The 15,998-nt window shown below is 67.0% G+C and carries 14 protein-coding genes; 13 read left to right on the forward strand and 1 reads right to left on the reverse strand.

What is annotated here, in order from left to right:
• The first annotated feature begins 108 nt into the window (after nt 1-108).
• Both BJ997_RS18110 and BJ997_RS18115 read left to right on the forward strand, forming a co-directional pair.
• Nucleotides 109-393, forward strand: a complete 285-nt coding sequence (locus BJ997_RS18110; protein ID WP_035835243.1) for a hypothetical protein — start codon at nt 109-111, stop codon at nt 391-393.
• Nucleotides 390-1,862, forward strand: a complete 1,473-nt coding sequence (locus tag BJ997_RS18115; RefSeq protein WP_035835244.1) for an alpha/beta hydrolase — start codon at nt 390-392, stop codon at nt 1,860-1,862. The genes BJ997_RS18110 and BJ997_RS18115 overlap by 4 nt, the downstream gene beginning before the upstream one ends.
• Here the strand turns inward: BJ997_RS18115 and BJ997_RS18120 are convergent.
• Nucleotides 1,846-2,238: a phage holin family protein gene (locus BJ997_RS18120; RefSeq protein ID WP_035835245.1), complete on the reverse strand. Its 393-nt coding sequence runs from the start codon at nt 2,236-2,238 to the stop codon at nt 1,846-1,848. The genes BJ997_RS18115 and BJ997_RS18120 overlap by 17 nt on opposite strands.
• An 86-nt stretch (nt 2,239-2,324) precedes the next feature.
• On the opposite strand from BJ997_RS18120, the gene BJ997_RS18125 reads away from it, so the two are divergent.
• The 11 genes from BJ997_RS18125 (at nt 2,325) to BJ997_RS18175 (ending at nt 15,835) form a co-directional block, all read left to right on the forward strand.
• On the forward strand, nt 2,325-3,431 hold the full coding sequence (locus BJ997_RS18125; protein ID WP_084141041.1) for a histidinol-phosphate transaminase: 1,107 nt from the start codon (nt 2,325-2,327) through the stop codon (nt 3,429-3,431).
• A gap of 58 nt (nt 3,432-3,489) precedes the next feature.
• The gene (locus BJ997_RS18130) at nt 3,490-4,581 is read left to right on the forward strand and encodes a thiamine pyrophosphate-dependent dehydrogenase E1 component subunit alpha (RefSeq protein WP_035835271.1); all 1,092 of its coding nucleotides are present in this window, start codon (nt 3,490-3,492) and stop codon (nt 4,579-4,581) included.
• 83 nt (nt 4,582-4,664) lie between these two features.
• Nucleotides 4,665-5,624, forward strand: coding sequence for an alpha-ketoacid dehydrogenase subunit beta (locus BJ997_RS18135; protein WP_035835273.1), 960 nt, complete (start codon nt 4,665-4,667; stop codon nt 5,622-5,624).
• Between the two features lie 41 nt (nt 5,625-5,665).
• Nucleotides 5,666-7,021, forward strand: a complete 1,356-nt coding sequence (locus BJ997_RS18140) for a dihydrolipoamide acetyltransferase family protein (protein ID WP_035835246.1) — start codon at nt 5,666-5,668, stop codon at nt 7,019-7,021.
• A gap of 81 nt (nt 7,022-7,102) precedes the next feature.
• A complete protein-coding gene (locus BJ997_RS18145) occupies nt 7,103-8,806 on the forward strand; it encodes a hypothetical protein (RefSeq protein WP_035835247.1) in 1,704 nt (567 codons plus the stop codon).
• 79 nt (nt 8,807-8,885) lie between these two features.
• Nucleotides 8,886-9,923 carry a metal ABC transporter substrate-binding protein gene (locus tag BJ997_RS18150; RefSeq protein ID WP_035835248.1) on the forward strand — a complete coding sequence of 346 codons (1,038 nt, stop codon included), beginning with the start codon at nt 8,886-8,888 and terminating at the stop codon, nt 9,921-9,923.
• A 7-nt stretch (nt 9,924-9,930) separates the two neighbouring features.
• A complete protein-coding gene (locus tag BJ997_RS18155) occupies nt 9,931-10,722 on the forward strand; it encodes a metal ABC transporter ATP-binding protein (RefSeq protein WP_035835249.1) in 792 nt (263 codons plus the stop codon).
• 1 nt (nt 10,723) lies between these two features.
• Complete coding sequence (locus tag BJ997_RS18160; RefSeq protein WP_236628780.1) at nt 10,724-11,608, forward strand: metal ABC transporter permease; 885 nt, start codon at nt 10,724-10,726, stop codon at nt 11,606-11,608.
• Complete coding sequence (locus tag BJ997_RS18165) at nt 11,608-12,414, forward strand: metal ABC transporter permease (protein ID WP_035835250.1); 807 nt, start codon at nt 11,608-11,610, stop codon at nt 12,412-12,414. Before BJ997_RS18160 ends, BJ997_RS18165 begins: the two co-directional genes overlap by 1 nt.
• Nucleotides 12,411-12,812 (forward strand): Fur family transcriptional regulator, encoded by a 402-nt coding sequence (locus BJ997_RS18170; RefSeq protein ID WP_035835251.1) that lies wholly within the window; start codon nt 12,411-12,413, stop codon nt 12,810-12,812. The genes BJ997_RS18165 and BJ997_RS18170 overlap by 4 nt, the downstream gene beginning before the upstream one ends.
• Nucleotides 12,813-12,964: 152 nt before the next feature.
• On the forward strand, nt 12,965-15,835 hold the full coding sequence (locus BJ997_RS18175; RefSeq protein ID WP_052541940.1) for a putative bifunctional diguanylate cyclase/phosphodiesterase: 2,871 nt from the start codon (nt 12,965-12,967) through the stop codon (nt 15,833-15,835).
• Nucleotides 15,836-15,998 lie beyond the last annotated feature (163 nt).

Here is a 15,998-nt window from a genome sequence, read left to right on the forward strand (position 1 = left end):
CATTCTTGTCCTCCACATGTCTTCACGGGCGATCGACCGCACAGATACGCGAATTGCTGGCCGAACGGGGGGTACGTGGTGGCACACTCAGGGCAGAAAGGAGGTGCCATGCACCCTGCGACCGAGAGCACCGTTGGCACATCGTGGCTGAATCAGCTGGCGGCGCTGCGCGACCAACGAGCCCTGCTGGGTGAGCTGAAAGACGATGTGCAGCAGGCCTGGCGGCAACTGGCGCCCGGCGCCATGGAGGGATCGTGGCGGTCGAGTACCCAACGGGCGTACTCGGATCGGGTCGAGTACCTGCGCGGGGAGCTGCAGGGTGTCGTGGCCCAACTTGAGGATGCCGAGTCGGCCGTGAACCGGTCCATCGAACGGGTGCAGGCGGGGGCATGACCGAGCCGGGGGAGGGCGCGGGTGACCTCATAGTCTCCGGGGGCGGCACCTCGATGGTGGCGACCGACGTGGTGATGGCACAGATCGACGTCATGCGGCGAGTTCAGGCGGATGCGGCGGGGTGGCAGGGGCGGCTGGGTCGCATCCGCTCCCTGGAGACCACCCGAGCTTCGTTCTGGATGCCCGCCGATACCGGAATGAGTCTTCTGCACGCCGCCATGTCGGTCGAGGCCATCGAGATCGCCAGCGGTGACCTCGCCGACAAGCTGTCACAGGCAGCGGATGCCTATGGGGAGGCCGAACGGATCGCGGTCGGTTTCGAGCGCGCCGCCGGCGAGTTGGGCGGGTGGCTGGTGGGCTGGAACCTGCGCGTTTTTGGGCCAATCGAACTGCTCGCAGCTGCACGGCTGGCCACACAGGCCGGGATCGCGCTCGTCGGCATCGTCGCAGTCATGAGTTGGGCGACCGGAAAGAGCCCGCACCGCGTGCTGGCGGACCTGAGCGACGCCGTGCGCCTCGACCCCCGCCTGCTCACGAGTACAGCATTCGTCGCTGCCCTGCGCGTGGTCGTGTCGTCACTCGACGATGTGGGGGTCGGCTTTCTCGGCGGGCCCCCGCCGGTCTCTCATCTTTTGGGTGAGGGCGGCCTGGGGCTGCTGGGAGTGACGGGCCTGGCATCCGGAGCGCGAGCGTTCGGGTACCCCCTCGGTGTGCTGGGCACCACCTCGGTGACGGTCACGCAGGTGGGTGCTGGGCGACCCGTGTCGCCGCCCTCCGGGGTCGAAGACGCGGCCTCCCGGATCCCTCCGGCACGAGATCATCAACCCCAGGTTCGGATTGAGCAATATGGCGATCCCGAGCATCCGACGTGGGCTGTGTACATCGCGGGAACCGTGGATTGGAGCCCTGCGCCCCAGGGCGAACCCTGGGACCTGTCTTCCAACGTGGCCGCGATGGCCCACGAGAACGCCGGCTCCTATGCGGCGGTGATGCAGGCCATGAGGCAGGCCGGTATCGAACCCGATGCGCCGGTGGCGCTCTTTGGGCACTCCCAGGGCGGGCTCGTGGCGGAACAGGTTGCGGCATCCGGGGCGTTTAACGCTGGCGTCGTTGCCACCTTCGGCGCTCCCGAATCTCCCGTGCCGATTCCCGAGGGGGTGACCCACCTGACGGTCGAGCACACAGACGACCTGGTGCCTGCCCTGGGGGGTCTGCCCGCCGTGGCCGCGGCATCCGTTGGCCGGGTCCTCGTGCGGTCGGAGGCATTCCGCGATCGGGTCGTTCCCACGGATTCGTCCCTGCCGGCGCACGCCATGACGTCTTATGTGGCCACGGCGCGGGACATCGACCTGTCGTCGGATTCTCGGTTGGTCGCTGGACGGGCCCGGCTCGCCGACATGTTCGGGAGCGCGCCGGGGAGAGTCACCGCGTGGCGCGGCGAGCGGGTGACGGCTACCGCCGGGGAGTGACCGGCCGCACGAGCAGCCCGAGCAACCAGGCCACGATGCCGAGCACGATTGCACCGAGCACGCCCTCCCAGAAACCGTCGACAACGAGGCCGAAGCCGAGGAAGCCAGAGACCCAGGCGGCGAGTATCAGCAGCGCGCCGTTGACGACCAGGGAAAAGAGGCCGAGGGTGAGTATGTAGAGCGGGAATGCCACGACGCGCACCACGGTGCCCACAACGGTGTTCACGAGGCCGAAGATGAGGGATACCAGCAGGTAGGTCACCACGACGGCACCGGTGTCGGCCGCATAGGGAACCACGTGCACGCCCGACACGATGCTGGCGGCCACCCAGAGGGCAACCGCGTTGATGAGGAGCGTGATCAGAAAACGTGCCATGTATCAATGATTGCATTCGCCCGGGGGCCGTGACCGGGCAGAAAGGCATGCCGAGGCGTGAATATGGGGCGGCGTAGACTCGCGGAGTGAGCCAATCTGACCAGCCCTCAGTCCGACTGCGCCCGGAGATCGTTGCCCTGCCGGCATATAAGCAGGGAAAACCGGCTCAGGCCGATGCCTTCAAACTGTCCAGCAACGAGAATCCGTTCGAGCCCCTGCCCGGGGTCGTTGAGGCGGTGCAGGCCGAAACTGCCTTCAACCGCTACCCGGATGCCTCGGCGCTTGCCCTGCGGGAACGGCTCGCCGCCAAGTACGGCGTCAGCAGCGACCAGGTACACGTGGGAAGCGGTTCGGTGGCGCTGCTCGCGCAGCTCATCCTCGCCGCGGCCGGCCCGGGTGACGAGGTGCTGTATTCCTGGCGTTCCTTCGAGGCCTACCCCGGCCTCGTCGCCGTGGCAGGGGCCACGAGCGTGCGCGTGCCCAATCGCGACGATTTCGGTCATGACCTGCCCGAGATGGCCGCCGCGATCACAGACTCCACGCGCATGGTGATCATCTGCTCGCCGAACAACCCCACCGGCACGATCGTCACCGCCGAGGAATTCCACGCCTTCATGGCCGTGGTTCCCCGCAACCTGCTTGTGATCCTCGACGAGGCCTATGCCGAGTTCGTCACCGACTCCGAAGCCGTCAGTGGTCACCCGCTGCTCACGCGCTACCCGAACCTCGTTGTGCTTCGCACGTTCTCCAAGGCCTACGGGCTGGCGGGGCTGCGCGTGGGCTACGCCCTCGGACCCGTCGACATTCTGAACGCCGCCCGTTCCACGGCCATCCCACTTTCGGTGACCGGCCAGGCCAGCGTTGCTGCGATCGCGTCTCTCGACGCCGAGCCTGAACTGCTCGCGCGTGTGCGGGTTCTTGTCGACCGCCGGGATGCGACCTGGCGCGCCCTCCTTGAGCAGGGGTGGAACATCCCGGCATCGCAGGCAAACTTCCTCTGGCTCCCTACGGGTGCCGAGACGGCCGAGGTGGCCGAAACTCTCACCTCTGCGGGACTGATCGGGCGGCCGTTCGCGCCAGAGGGCATCCGCGTGTCGATCGGTGAAGCCGAGGCCATGGCCAACCTGATCCGCATGTCTGCGGACATAATCGAGTCGTTGCCGGCCGAACACGACGCACGGCGGAAGGATTAGCCCCGTGACAGCCATCCGCTCCCAGACAGCCCAGACAGCCCAGACGCCGAGCGTGCAGATGCTCTCTCCGGAGGGCCTCTTTCAGCCGAGCGATTCGGCCGCCGAATTCCTGCCCTACCTCGACGCCCTCACCGAGGATGACTACCGACGCTTCTATCGCGACATGGTCGTGGTGCGAAAGTTCGACAGGGAAGCCGCCAACCTGCAGCGCCAGGGCCAGCTGGCGCTTTGGGTTCCCAGCCACGGCCAGGAGGCCGCGCAAGTGGGCTCCGCCTACGCCACCCGGCCGCAGGACCACGTGTTCCCGTCCTACCGCGAGCACGTCGTCGGCATGATCCGCGGCCTCGACGTCGTCGACATTCTGCGGATGCTGCGCGGAGTCACCCTCGGCGGCTGGAAGCCCGAAGAGCACGGCAACTTTCATCTGTACACGCTCGTGCTCGCGTCGCAGACCCTGCACGCCACCGGCTACGCGATGGGCATGCAACTCGACGGCGCCACAGCGACCGGCCAACCGGAGACCGACCAGGCCGTGATCGTGTACTACGGCGACGGCGCCTCCTCGCAGGGTGACGCCAACGAAGCGCTCGTCTTCGCGGCGAGCTACCAGACCCCCCAGGTGTTCTTTCTGCAGAACAACCAGTGGGCCATCTCCGTGCCCGTGGCCCGCCAGTCGCGCACGCCGCTCTATCTGCGCGCCGGCGGCTTCGGCATGCCCGGCACCCAGATCGACGGCAACGATGTGCTCGCGAGCTACGCCGTGACCCGCAAATCGATGGAAGACGCCCGCGCGGGCAAGGGCCCCTCGCTCATCGAGGCCCTCACCTATCGGATCGGCGCGCACACGACCGCCGATGATCCCACCAAGTACCGCGACCCCGAGGAGCTCGCCTACTGGGTGGCCCGCGACCCGATCGTGCGCTTCCGCGCCTACCTGCAGGGTCGCGGCGTGGAGCAGGAATTCCTCGACGCGGTCGACGAAGAGGCCGCCGATTTCGCCGCAGACACCCGTGCCCGGGCCCTGGCGATCACCGGACCGGAGCGCGCGGTGATCTTCGACAACGTCTACGCCGAACCGCACGCACTCGTCGCCGAGCAGAAGGCCTGGCTCGAACGCTACGAAGCATCCTTCGAGGGAGGGTCGCTCTGATGACAGACACCACCACACGCCCCGTAGCGGATGCCGCCGCGGCCGGCCCGCCTTCGCCCGCCGCAACATCCGTCACCCTCCCCATGACGAAGGCCCTCAACGCCGGCATGCGCCAGGCGATGCTCGACAACCCCAAAGTTCTGCTGATGGGCGAGGACATTGGCCCGCTCGGCGGCGTCTTCAGGGTGACGGAGGGCCTCATCGCCGAATTCGGCGACAAGCGCGTGCTCGACACGCCGCTCGCCGAGTCGGGCATCATCGGCACGGCCATCGGCCTCGCGATGCGCGGTTTCCGGCCCGTCTGCGAGATTCAGTTCGACGGCTTCGTCTTCCCCGGCTTCGACCAGATCACCACCCAGCTGGCCCGCATGCGCAACCGCCACGAGGGCGGGCTCATCATGCCCGTGGTGATTCGCATCCCATACGGCGGACACATCGGCTCCGTCGAGCACCACCAGGAGAGCCCGGAGGCGTACTTCGCGCACACTCCCGGCCTGCGCGTGGTCAGCCCCTCAAACCCGCACGACGCCTACTGGATGATGCAGGAGGCGATCGCGAGCGACGACCCGGTTATTTTCTTCGAGCCCAAGAGCCGCTACTGGCCCAAGGGCGAGGTGCAGCTGGGCGAGAGCGGCACGCCGCTGCATGCGAGCAAGGTCGTGCGCGTGGGCACCGACGTGACGGTCACGGGCCATGGCGCCATGGTGAGCGTGCTGCTGCAGGCCGCCGATCTCGCCGCCGCCGAGGGCATCAGCATGGAGGTCGTCGACCTGCGCTCGCTGTCACCGATCGATTACGGCCCCATCCTCAAGTCGGTGCACAAGACCGGCCGTCTCGTGGTCACGCAGGAGGCCCCCGGCTTCGTGAGCGTCGGCAGCGAGATCGCCGCGACGGTCGCCGAGCGGGCGTTCTACTCGCTCGAGGCGCCCGTGCTGCGGGTGTCTGGCTTTGACACCCCGTTTCCCCCGGCTTCGGTCGAGACTCACTTTCTGCCGAGCCCCGACCGTGTGCTCGAGGCCGTCGACCGCTCGCTCGCTTACTAAACAGCCGTCATGCCCTTCACCACCAGCAAGAGAGGCACCTCATGAGCGTGTCGAAATTCACCCTTCCCGACGTCGGCGAGGGCCTCACCGAGGCCGAAATCGTGGAGTGGAAGGTTGCCCCCGGCGACACCATCGCGATCAACCAGGTGCTCGTCGAGATCGAGACCGCCAAGTCTCTCGTTGAGCTTCCGTCGCCGTACGTGGGTGTCGTCGGCGAAATCCTCGTGACGGCCGGAACCACGGTCGACGTGGGAACGGTGATCATCACCATCCGCTCGCACGCCGATGAAGTGGATGCCGCCGTGCCCGCTGAACCCGTTGCCCAGTCCGGCGAGCTCGCCGATGCCGCGGCCGATGCCGGTTCCACCATCACCGACGAGGCCGACAAGGTGCTCGTGGGCCGTGCGGCCCCCGCGACCATGCCCACGCGTCGACAGCGGCATGGCGGCGTCGCCGCGGCTCACGCCTCGATGATGCCGGCCGCTTCCCCGTCGACCGCCGAGCCGCTTGCGCAGCCCTCGCCCGCGGCATCCGCCGGCCCGGTGATCGCCAAGCCGCCCATCCGCAAGCTAGCCAAGGACCTCGGCGTGGACCTGGCACAGCTCGAGGGCACGGGCCCGATCGGCGACGTCACCCGCGAAGACGTGCTGCGCGGTGCCACGCAGGCGAGCGTGTTCCGCAATATCCAGACACCGGAATGGCCGACTGACCGCGACGAGCACATCCCGGTGAAAGGCGTGCGCAAGGCGATCGCGCAGGCCATGGTGAAGAGCGCGTTCACCGCGCCGCACGTGAGCCTGTTCGTCGACGTGGATGCCACCCGCACGATGGAGTTCGTCAAGCGGCTCAAGGCCTCGACCGACTTCGCCGGGGTGCGGGTCTCGCCGCTGCTCATCATGGCCAAGGCCATGATCTGGGCGGTGCGCCGCAACCCCACCGTGAACTCCACCTTCACCGATGAAGAAATCATCGTGCGGCACTACGTGAACCTCGGCATCGCCGCGGCCACACCGCGCGGGCTCATCGTGCCCAACATCAAGGAAGCGCAGGACATGAGCCTGCTCGAGCTCGCATCCGCTCTCGAGTCACTCACCATCACTGCTCGGGACGGCAAAACCTCGCCCGCGCAAATGGCGAACGGCACGATCACGATCACCAACATCGGCGTGTTCGGCATGGACACCGGCACACCCATCCTCAACTCCGGCGAGGCCGGCATCGTGGCGCTCGGAACCATCAAGCAGAAGCCGTGGGTCGTCGACGGCGAGGTGCGCGCGCGTTACGTCACCACGATCGGCGCGAGCTTCGACCATCGGGTCGTCGACGGAGACGTGGCCAGCCGCTTCCTCGCCGACGTGGCAAGCATCATTGAGGAGCCCGCGCTGCTCCTCGAGTAGCCGCCGCGCCGGGAGGGGTGCTTGCCGGGGGCCCCGGGCGTCCATAAACTGAGAATATCTCAGTCGAAGGTGGGGTGTGTGATGAAACTGCTGTCACGAGCACTCGCCCTCACCCTGGGTCTCCTGCTTCTGAGCGGATGTGTGGCCGCCGAACCGGCCGCCGCCAGGCCAGTGTTGCGCTCCGAAACGGCATTGTCGGCGGACTTCCTCACGCTCGCCGCCGACGCGGACCCCGTCGTGAACGCCCTTCTGGTGAGCGCAGCGCTCTACCGACGAGCAGAGCTCGTGGTTACGGCGCCGGTCGGCAATGATCGCGCGCAGCTGCTCGCCGCCTCTGCAGCCGTGGACCTCGGCGTTCCCCTCCTTCTCACTCCCTCCTTCGGGGCGAGCACGACGGCAGCCGTGAGTGCGGAACTCACCCGGCTGCATGCGTCGTATGTGGTGAGCGTGGGCGGTGGCGGCCGCTCGCTGACCGCAACGAGCTCTCCCGAACCCACGGGCAGAACCGGGCAGCGAGCGGATGCCCGCACTCTGCTCACTGTGCCAGCCACGCCGGTCGCCGTGAACGCACTCTTGCCAGAACCGCTCAGGGTAGTGGAGGTGGCTTCCGCGCCGGAAGCACTGTCCGCCCTGGCCCGGCTAGACCCGCTGCATGCGGCGTTGCTGACCCTTCCCTCCGCGTCCACCGCGACCCCCACGCCCAGTTCAGGGAAGGCTCAGTCGCTGCCGCGCGTGACGCGGGCCCGCCCGCTCGTCGGAGAGTTCATGCTCGCGGCCGATGACCCGGCGCAGCTGGCCGGCGTTGCCACAGCACGCGCGGCATCCGTCGACGTGGCCCTCGTGCCCGCCCTGCGACCCAATCCGCAGGCGTCCACCGAGGTGGTGGCGGCGCTCGGCGCGGCGACGCCGGGGGCCGTCCTGGCACTGGGTCTGCCCTTCGCCGCCGAACCGGGTCTGGACTACAAGGTGCGGGCGGCAGCCACTGGCGTGCAACTCCCCGGCGGCGGGCAGCTCCTGTTCCCCGGTCGACGCTTCGTCGCACTCTACGGAACCCCCGGCACGCCGGTGCTCGGAGTTCTGGGGGAGCGGCCGGTGACGGAGGCCATCGTGCGTGCCCAGCAGCTGGCGGCCACCTACCAGCCGCTCAGCGACCGCCCGGTGGTGCCCATGCACGAGATCATCGTCACGGTGGCGTCGGCCGGCTCCGGACCCGATGGCAACTATTCGAGCGAAATTCCGGCCGAGCAGCTGCGGCCGTGGGTGGAGGCGGCCGGGGCCGCGGGACTCTACGTGGTGCTCGACCTGCAGCCCGGGCGTACCGACTTTCTCACCCAGGCGCAGCAGTACGCCGGCCTGCTCGAGTTGCCCTACGTGGGGCTTGCTCTCGATCCCGAGTGGCGGCTCGCACCCGAGCAGCGCCATCTCGTGCAGATCGGATCGGCCGACATCGCCGAAATCAACTCGGTCGTGAGCTGGCTCGCCGCGCTCACGAGCGATCACGCCCTGCCGCAGAAGCTCCTCGTGCTGCACCAGTTTCGCTCGAGCATGATCCAGAATCGGCCCGGCCTGGACATGACCCATCCCGAGCTGGCGCTCCTGCTGCATGTCGACGGCCTGGGCGGCCAGCCCGACAAGCAGGCCACCTGGTCGACGCTTCACGCCGATGCCCCGGCGGGGGTGGCGTGGGGCTGGAAGAACTTCTATGACGAAGACCAACCGATGCTGACCCCTGAGCAAACTATGACGCTGGTTCTGCCGACACCCGACCTGGTGACGTACCAATAGCCGGTGACGTGCCGGAACAAGTGCCCTCGTTATCGATAATGGTTTTGACAATCATTATCAACAGAGCTAACGTCAGAACATGCACAAACGATACTTCGCCGTTCCCGCGCTCGTCGCTTCGGCTGCCCTAGCCCTGTCAGGCTGCGCATCGACACCGGCAGCCGGCACCGCAAGCAGTGACCTCAAGATTGTCGCGACCACGACCCAGATCGCCGACTTCACGCGCAACGTCGTGGGAGACACCTCCGGTGTCAGCCTCACCCAGCTCATTCAGCCCAACCAGAGCGCGCACAGCTACGACCCCTCCGCGGCCGACCTCACCGCTCTCGGCGCCGCTGACGTGCTCGTGATCAACGGTGTGGGCCTCGAAGAGTGGCTCGCCGACGCGATTGACGCATCCGGCTTCGACGGCGTCACCATCGATGCGAGCCATGACGTCGAGGTGTTCGGCAGCGAGGTCGAGACCGATCACGCTGACGAGACCGATCACGCTGATGAGGATGAGCACGCCGGCGAGACGGCCGAAGAGCATGCTGCTCACGCCGAGGGCGACCCTCACATCTGGACCGACGTGCACAACGCCGAAGAGATCGTGCACGCCATCGAAGAGGGCCTTGTTGACGCGAGCGCCGACAATGCGGCCGCCTTCGAGGCCAATGCCGCCTCCTACACCGCGAAGCTTGCCGACCTCGATACCTGGATCCGCGCGAACGTCGATACGGTGCCCGCCGCTGACCGGCTGCTCGTGAGCAACCACGACGCGCTCGGCTACTTTACGGCCGCGTATGGCATCACCTATGTCGGCGCCGTCATCCCCAGCTTCGACGACAACGCCGAGCCGAGTGCCGCGGCCATCGACACGCTCGTGGCCGCGATCACCGACACCGGGGTGAAGGCCGTCTTCTCCGAGGCCTCGCTGAACCCCAAGACCGCCGACACCATCGCGAGTGAGGCGAACGTGAAGGTCTACTCCGGGGATGAGGCGCTCTACGTCGATTCCCTCGGTCCGGCGGACGGCGCTGGAGACACGTACCTGAAGGCACAGATCCACAACTCGACCCTGATCCTCGAGTCGTGGGGTGTGACACCCACCGCGTTGCCCGCCGACCTGCAATAGTTAACACGTGAACGAGAACCCTTCTCAAGAATCGTCGACGACCCCCGCCGCCCTCCGCGTGGCGGGGGCGTCTTTCGCGTACGGCCAGGCGCCCGCGCTGACCGACATCGACTTCGAGGTGCTGCCCGGTGAGGCCGTCGCGCTCATCGGGCCGAATGGTTCGGGTAAGTCCACCCTGCTCAAGGGAATCCTGGGCCTGATCCAGCGTGTCAGCGGCACGGTTGACGTGCTCGGGGAGTCGCCTGCCCCGGCCGGCGCGGTGGGCTACGTGCCCCAGACCGACCAGCTCGACCCGCAATTCCCCATCACCCTCGCGCAGGTGGTCATGATGGGGCGGTACCGCTCGCTCGGCTGGATCCGTCTGCCCGGCAAGACAGACAGGCAGGCCGTAGCGGATGCCCTCGAGGCCGTCGGTCTCGCAGATCGGGCCAAAACCCGCTTCGGAGAGCTCTCGGGCGGCCAACAGCAGCGCGGCCTGCTTGCGCGCGCCATCGCATCCGGCCCGCGCCTGCTGCTTCTCGACGAGCCGTTCAACGGGCTTGACCAGCAGAACCGCGACGCCCTGATCGAGACCGTGCGCCGCCTGAAGGCGGATGGCGTCGCCGTGCTCGTGTCCACGCATGATCTCGAACTGGCCCGTGCGGTCTGCGAGACAGTGCTGCTGCTCAATGGCACCCAAGTGGCATTCGGACCTCGCGACGAGGTGCTCACCCTCGCCAACGTGCAGCGCGCGTTCCATGAGGTGGGCATAGAAATGGACGAACACACCGTCGTCTTGCCCGGCCACGGCGGTCACTGAGGTGGAAATCACCGGCCCGCTGTTCGACGCGTTCGCCCTGCCGTTCATGTCCAGGGCGCTCACCGTGCTCGTGGTTCTGAGCCTCGTGGCCGGCCTCGTGGGAGTGCTCGTCAACCTGCGCGGACTCGAATTCATCAGTGACGGACTCACGCACGCGGTCTTTCCCGGCATCGCCGTTGGCTTCGTGTGGGGCGGCCGCGACGGTCTGTTCTTGGGCGCGATGCTCGCCGCGCTGATCGCGGCGGTCGTGCTCACCCTCATCGTGCGGCGTGCCGTCAGCTCGGACGCCGCCATTGCGATCGTGTTCACCGCGATGTTCAGCATCGGCGTGATCGTGGTGTCGCGGCAGACCAACTACGTGGGCCAGCTCGAACAACTGCTGTTCGGGCGGCTGCTCACCGTGAGTGCGACGGAGGTCGTGCAGGCCGTCGTGATTTGCGGCGTCGCCCTCCTGCTCGTGGGACTCACCCTCAAGCAGCAGGTCTTCCGGGCCTTCGACCACGCCGGCAGCGCCGCTGCGGGCTACCGCCCGCTGGCCCTCGACATTGTGCTCAACGTGGCGATCGCCCTCGTGGTGGTCGCTGCGAGCAACGCCGTGGGAAATCTGCTCGTGCTGGCCGTGTTGATCGTGCCGGGCGCGGTGGCCCGACTGGTGACAAATCGCCTCTGGTGGCTGTTCCCGATCGCGGCGAGTTTCGCCATCCTCGCGGCCTGGTTCGGGCTCGCGATCGGCTATGAGGCATCCGTCAACGCCGGCATCGACCTGCCGAGCGGCGCGACGGTGGTGCTGCTGCTCGTGGCCGGCTACGCCGTTGCGCTTGTGGCGCGCCTCACCCACGATCGATTCAGGCCCCGACGCCTCGACGGAACGTCGGTGCGCCACTGATGGGGTATTTCGAACAGGCGCTGATCGCCGCCATAGTGATCGGTGCCTTGAGCGGGCTCGTGGGCACCCTCGTGGTGTTGCGCAAACGCACATTCTTCGCCCAGGCGCTCACCCACGCCACCTTCCCCGGAGCCGTGGGCGCGACCTTGCTCGGGCTGAGCATCCCGCTCGGTGCTGCGGTGGCGAGCATCGTGATCGTCGGGCTCATGACGGTGATCGGTCGGGTGCGCCGCCAGGGCAGCCAGGTAGCCTCCGGAATTCTGCTCACCGCCGGTTTCGCGCTCGGCGTGCTGCTGCAATCGCTCAACCCCTCGCTGCCGGTGCAGGTCGACTCCTACCTCGTGGGGTCCATCCTCACCGTGACGACGGGTGACCTGCTGCTCGCGACCGGCGTTCTGGTGGTGGCCGTAATTGTGATCGGCCTGTTCGGCAAGCAGATCCTGTTCTCGACCTTCGACGTGAGCGGTTACCGCGCGGCTGGGTATCGAGAGGGGCCGATCGAGGTACTTACCCTCGTGCTCATCACGGCCACTGTGGTCACCGCAATGCCGGCCGTGGGGGCCATCCTGGCCATCGCGCTCATCGCGGCGCCCGCGGCGGCCGCCCGACTCGTGTCGCACACCACCACGCACATCTTCGTCATCGCGCCCGTGATCGGGGCGGCCTCCGGTGTGATCGGCGTGTTCCTCTCCCGCACCTTCGATGTGGCGGCCGGTCCCGCGATCGCGCTCACCGCTGCTGGATTCTTCGTGCTCGCCTTGGGGGTGCGCCGGAGTGGGCAGATGTGGCTACGGTTAAAGGCATGAAGAGGAATACCTGGCAGCGCGAGGCCGTGCGCGGCGCGCTCGATGCCAGCGAGGGATTCGTCAGCGCGCAGGGGCTGCACGCCACCCTGCACGCGACAGGCTCCCCGATCGGGCTCGCCACGGTCTACCGCGCCCTGGCCGACCTCGCCACGGAGGGCAGCGCCGACTCCCTGCAATCACCCGACGGGGAGAGCCTCTATCGAGCCTGCAGCACGAACGACCACCATCACCACCTGATCTGCCGCAACTGCGGCCTCACTGTGGAGATCGAAGCGGATGCCGTGGAGACATGGGCCCACAATGTCGCCACCGAGCACGGCTTCAGCCAGGCCGCTCACGTCGTGGACGTCTTCGGGCTGTGCGAGCGCTGCACGGCCGCCGCAGCATCGACTGCCTGATCCCTTGCGCAGAGAACTGCCCGCCGGTGCGCACGCCAGCACGGCGGGAAGTGCGGGTTATCAGGGTCTGACACTATCGTGGGTCAGACTGTAACAAAAGAACACTGAGATCACCCGGAAGGTCAACCGTCCTGCCGCGTGCTGGGGGAGCAATGGATGTCGAGCCGCGCGAGACGGCGAGCACGACGATCAGTCTGCTCCTGAGACATGTACGTCTCCAGGGCGGGGAAGCAGCCGTCGGCGAGGTCCTCGCGCGAGCCGGTGTGAAGCAGGACGCGGGGGCGCTTCAAGATGTGTCCTCGTGGGTCAGCTACGAGACGAGAATTCGTCTGTTTGAGGCGGCGACGTTGGTCCTCGACGACCCGAACACCATGTTCAAGGTCGGTGCCAGCGCGGTGACAGGCAACATCCAGCCGGTGCTCCTGCAGCTGCTCAGCATGCTCGCCTCGCCGGGGGCGATCTATCGCCAGATGCCTCGAATGGTTCCGAAATTCACCACGACCTCCACAATCGATGACATTGCGGTGGGCAGGACCACGGCGACGGTGCGATACCGACTGCACGACGGCCATCTCCCCTCCCGACTGGACTGCCAATACGCGCAGGGGCTCTTCTCGGGCGTTCCAGCCATTTTCGGCCTGTCCCCGGCACGGGTCGTCCACTCGAAGTGCCAATCGGACGGCCATACAGCCTGCGAGTACGTGCTCAACTGGTCGTTGCGGCCGCACTGGTGGTCGTGGCGCCGGAGGAAACGGTTTGTGGACGACTCCCTCTCCGTTCTTCGCGACAAGGTACGTGAAGTGCAGATGGCTGCGGCCGACCTGGTGAGCAGTCTCCATGTCGACGAGGTGCTCGCGAGGATTGTCGATCGAGCGGACTCGGCCGTGCTCGCGCCCGGGTACGTGCTCATCCTGCCGTCTGACGATGGCCACGCGCCGGTGGTACGTCAACGAGGGCTCAGTGACGCCCGAGCCATCGAACTGGCCGACAAGCTGCTGGCCCTGGATGATCTGGGCGCTCATGCGCTCGTTGTCGACATCGTGTCAACCCGCAAGCTCCACGGATACCTGGCCGCCGTTTTTGCGGAGGGGCATGCGCCCATGGACGGCGACCGACTGTTGCTCGAGGCCTATGCCGGGCACGCGGCCGCCGCCCTCGACCTGTTCACAGCGCTCGAGGAGTCCCGAAGGGAAGGGGCGCGAACGGCAGCGCTCCTCAGCCTCGCGCACGAGCTCGCGACCAGCGACAGCGTGGAGGCCGTCGCCGGGATCGTTGCCTCTGCCTTGCCCCCTATCGTCGGCGGTGAAGCGGCATCCGTGCTGCTCTGGGATTCTGAGCGCGGGGAATTGCGCCCGATTGCGGCAGCCGGACTCGGGGCGGCCGAACGGGAGCTGTACCTGCAATCGACCATCCCCGTGGACCAGACTCCCGAGCTGCTCGGATTGTTGACGAGACGTGAGCCGCTGGTGTTGACGTCGGATGGCGCGAGTCCTGCCCTGTGCTACTTGCTGCGTGAAATTGGCGCCCACACTGTTGTGGCGGTGCCGCTCGTTGCGGGTGACGCATTCATGGGAGTCGCCACAGTCAGCTGGAGCGTCGACGTGGCGGCAGAAGCTTTGACTGAGGCCGTAGTGCGGCTCGAAGGCGCGAGCCACCAGTGCGCCACCGCTATGCAGAACGCCAGGCTGCTGGCCACGGTGAGACATCAGTCACAGCATGACTCACTGACCGGACTTCCCAATAGGGTGTTGTTCGCCCTCGAACTCGACGCCGCCCTCGCCGCGTGCACAGCACACACCGTGACCGCCATCGTGTTCTGCGACCTCGACGGCTTCAAGCGGGTCAACGATCGGTCGGGCCACCGTGCGGGAGATGAGCTCTTGCGGCAGGTTGCCGCCCGGCTGCGTCGGGAAATCGGCGTGAAGGACACGATCGGTCGACTGGGTGGCGACGAATTTGTCGTCGTCCTCAACGATGTGGCGGGAGAACAAACCGCCGTCGATATGGCCAACCGAGTCGTTGAATCTCTGAACCGGCCCTTCCGCGTGGATGGCCGTGACGTGCGCATCTCAGCCAGCGTCGGCGTGTCAGTGTTCACAGGCCGGGGTGGCCAAGGCGAGCGGCTCCTCGACGCGGCCGACGGCGCCATGTATGCGGCCAAGAGAACGGGACGCAACCAGGTTTCCGTCGCCGGGGACCTCGCTCAGGAAGACTCGCACGACTCGCTGGGCGCCGAGCTGTCCACGGCGTTGGAGTCGGACGAGATGAGGCTGTTCTTCCAGCCGGTCGTCGACATTTCAGACCCCGACGGAGCACGTGTGGTGGGTGCCGAGGTGCTCGTCCGTTGGGCACATCCGCGGCTGGGCGTGTTGGTGCCGGCGGCATTCCTGCCGCTGGCGCAGGAGACGGGCATGATGGCCGAGCTGGACCTGTGGGTCGTTGCGGCGGCCTGCGCGGCGGCTGCGACCTGGCCACAGACGGGGGACGTCCCCCTCACGGTGGCTGTCAACCTGGATGCCGCGACATTACTGGACGACAGACTTCTGTCGACAGTTCGAGCGGCAATCGCACGAAACCGCCTGCGGCCGGAGCGGCTGTTCCTTGAAGTGGTGGAAAGCCGGGCCCTCGTTGACCTGCCCGGCATCGTCGAGCGTTTGGTCGACCTGCGCAGATTGGGTGTGCGAATCTCACTCGATGACTTTGGTACCGGGTACTCGACACTCACCTGGCTCAGCATGCTTCCGGTTGACCAGATCAAGATCGATCGAAGCTTCGTCATGGATATTCCCGACCCGGCGGCCACCTCCCTGGTGCACGGGATTATGGCCTTGGCCTTGGCGATGACGCGGGTCGTGGAAGTGATTGCCGAGGGGGTGGAAACCATCGAACAACTCGATGTTTTGCGAAAAAGTGGCTGCACCCTCGTTCAGGGTTACCTCTTCGGACGCCCGAAACCGACACTGGACACGTGCCTCGTGAAATCCCTAGCCGCGGGCGCGAGTGCTCGGGACGATACGTGCTGACCTGGCCGTCGCCCCCGGGGCAGTGAATTCCCGGCAAAGTTTGCGCCGAGGCCCGCGAACCCGTAATGTTGAAGGCTGCTGCGCCTCTGCGCGCGCATTGCGTGCTGTCCGTTTACGGATGGCCCGCCGACAAGGGATCTTGGGAAGGGCATTCGCCCTTCGG

This window comes from Cryobacterium roopkundense (assembly GCF_014200405.1).
GTDB classification, from domain to species: domain Bacteria; phylum Actinomycetota; class Actinomycetes; order Actinomycetales; family Microbacteriaceae; genus Cryobacterium; species Cryobacterium roopkundense.

Excerpts from the sequence above, each read along its gene's own strand:
- BJ997_RS18110 (WP_035835243.1), top strand. The coding sequence starts at position 109 with ATGCACCCTGCGACCGAGAGCACCGTTGGCACATCGTGGCTGAATCAG.
- BJ997_RS18115 (WP_035835244.1), top strand. The coding sequence starts at position 390 with ATGACCGAGCCGGGGGAGGGCGCGGGTGACCTCATAGTCTCCGGGGGC.
- BJ997_RS18120 (WP_035835245.1), bottom strand. The coding sequence starts at position 2,238 with ATGGCACGTTTTCTGATCACGCTCCTCATCAACGCGGTTGCCCTCTGG.
- BJ997_RS18130 (WP_035835271.1), top strand. The coding sequence starts at position 3,490 with ATGCTCTCTCCGGAGGGCCTCTTTCAGCCGAGCGATTCGGCCGCCGAA.
- BJ997_RS18135 (WP_035835273.1), top strand. The coding sequence starts at position 4,665 with ATGACGAAGGCCCTCAACGCCGGCATGCGCCAGGCGATGCTCGACAAC.
- BJ997_RS18140 (WP_035835246.1), top strand. The coding sequence starts at position 5,666 with ATGAGCGTGTCGAAATTCACCCTTCCCGACGTCGGCGAGGGCCTCACC.
- BJ997_RS18145 (WP_035835247.1), top strand. The coding sequence starts at position 7,103 with ATGAAACTGCTGTCACGAGCACTCGCCCTCACCCTGGGTCTCCTGCTT.
- BJ997_RS18150 (WP_035835248.1), top strand. The coding sequence starts at position 8,886 with ATGCACAAACGATACTTCGCCGTTCCCGCGCTCGTCGCTTCGGCTGCC.
- BJ997_RS18165 (WP_035835250.1), top strand. The coding sequence starts at position 11,608 with ATGGGGTATTTCGAACAGGCGCTGATCGCCGCCATAGTGATCGGTGCC.
- BJ997_RS18170 (WP_035835251.1), top strand. The coding sequence starts at position 12,411 with ATGAAGAGGAATACCTGGCAGCGCGAGGCCGTGCGCGGCGCGCTCGAT.
- BJ997_RS18175 (WP_052541940.1), top strand. The coding sequence starts at position 12,965 with ATGGATGTCGAGCCGCGCGAGACGGCGAGCACGACGATCAGTCTGCTC.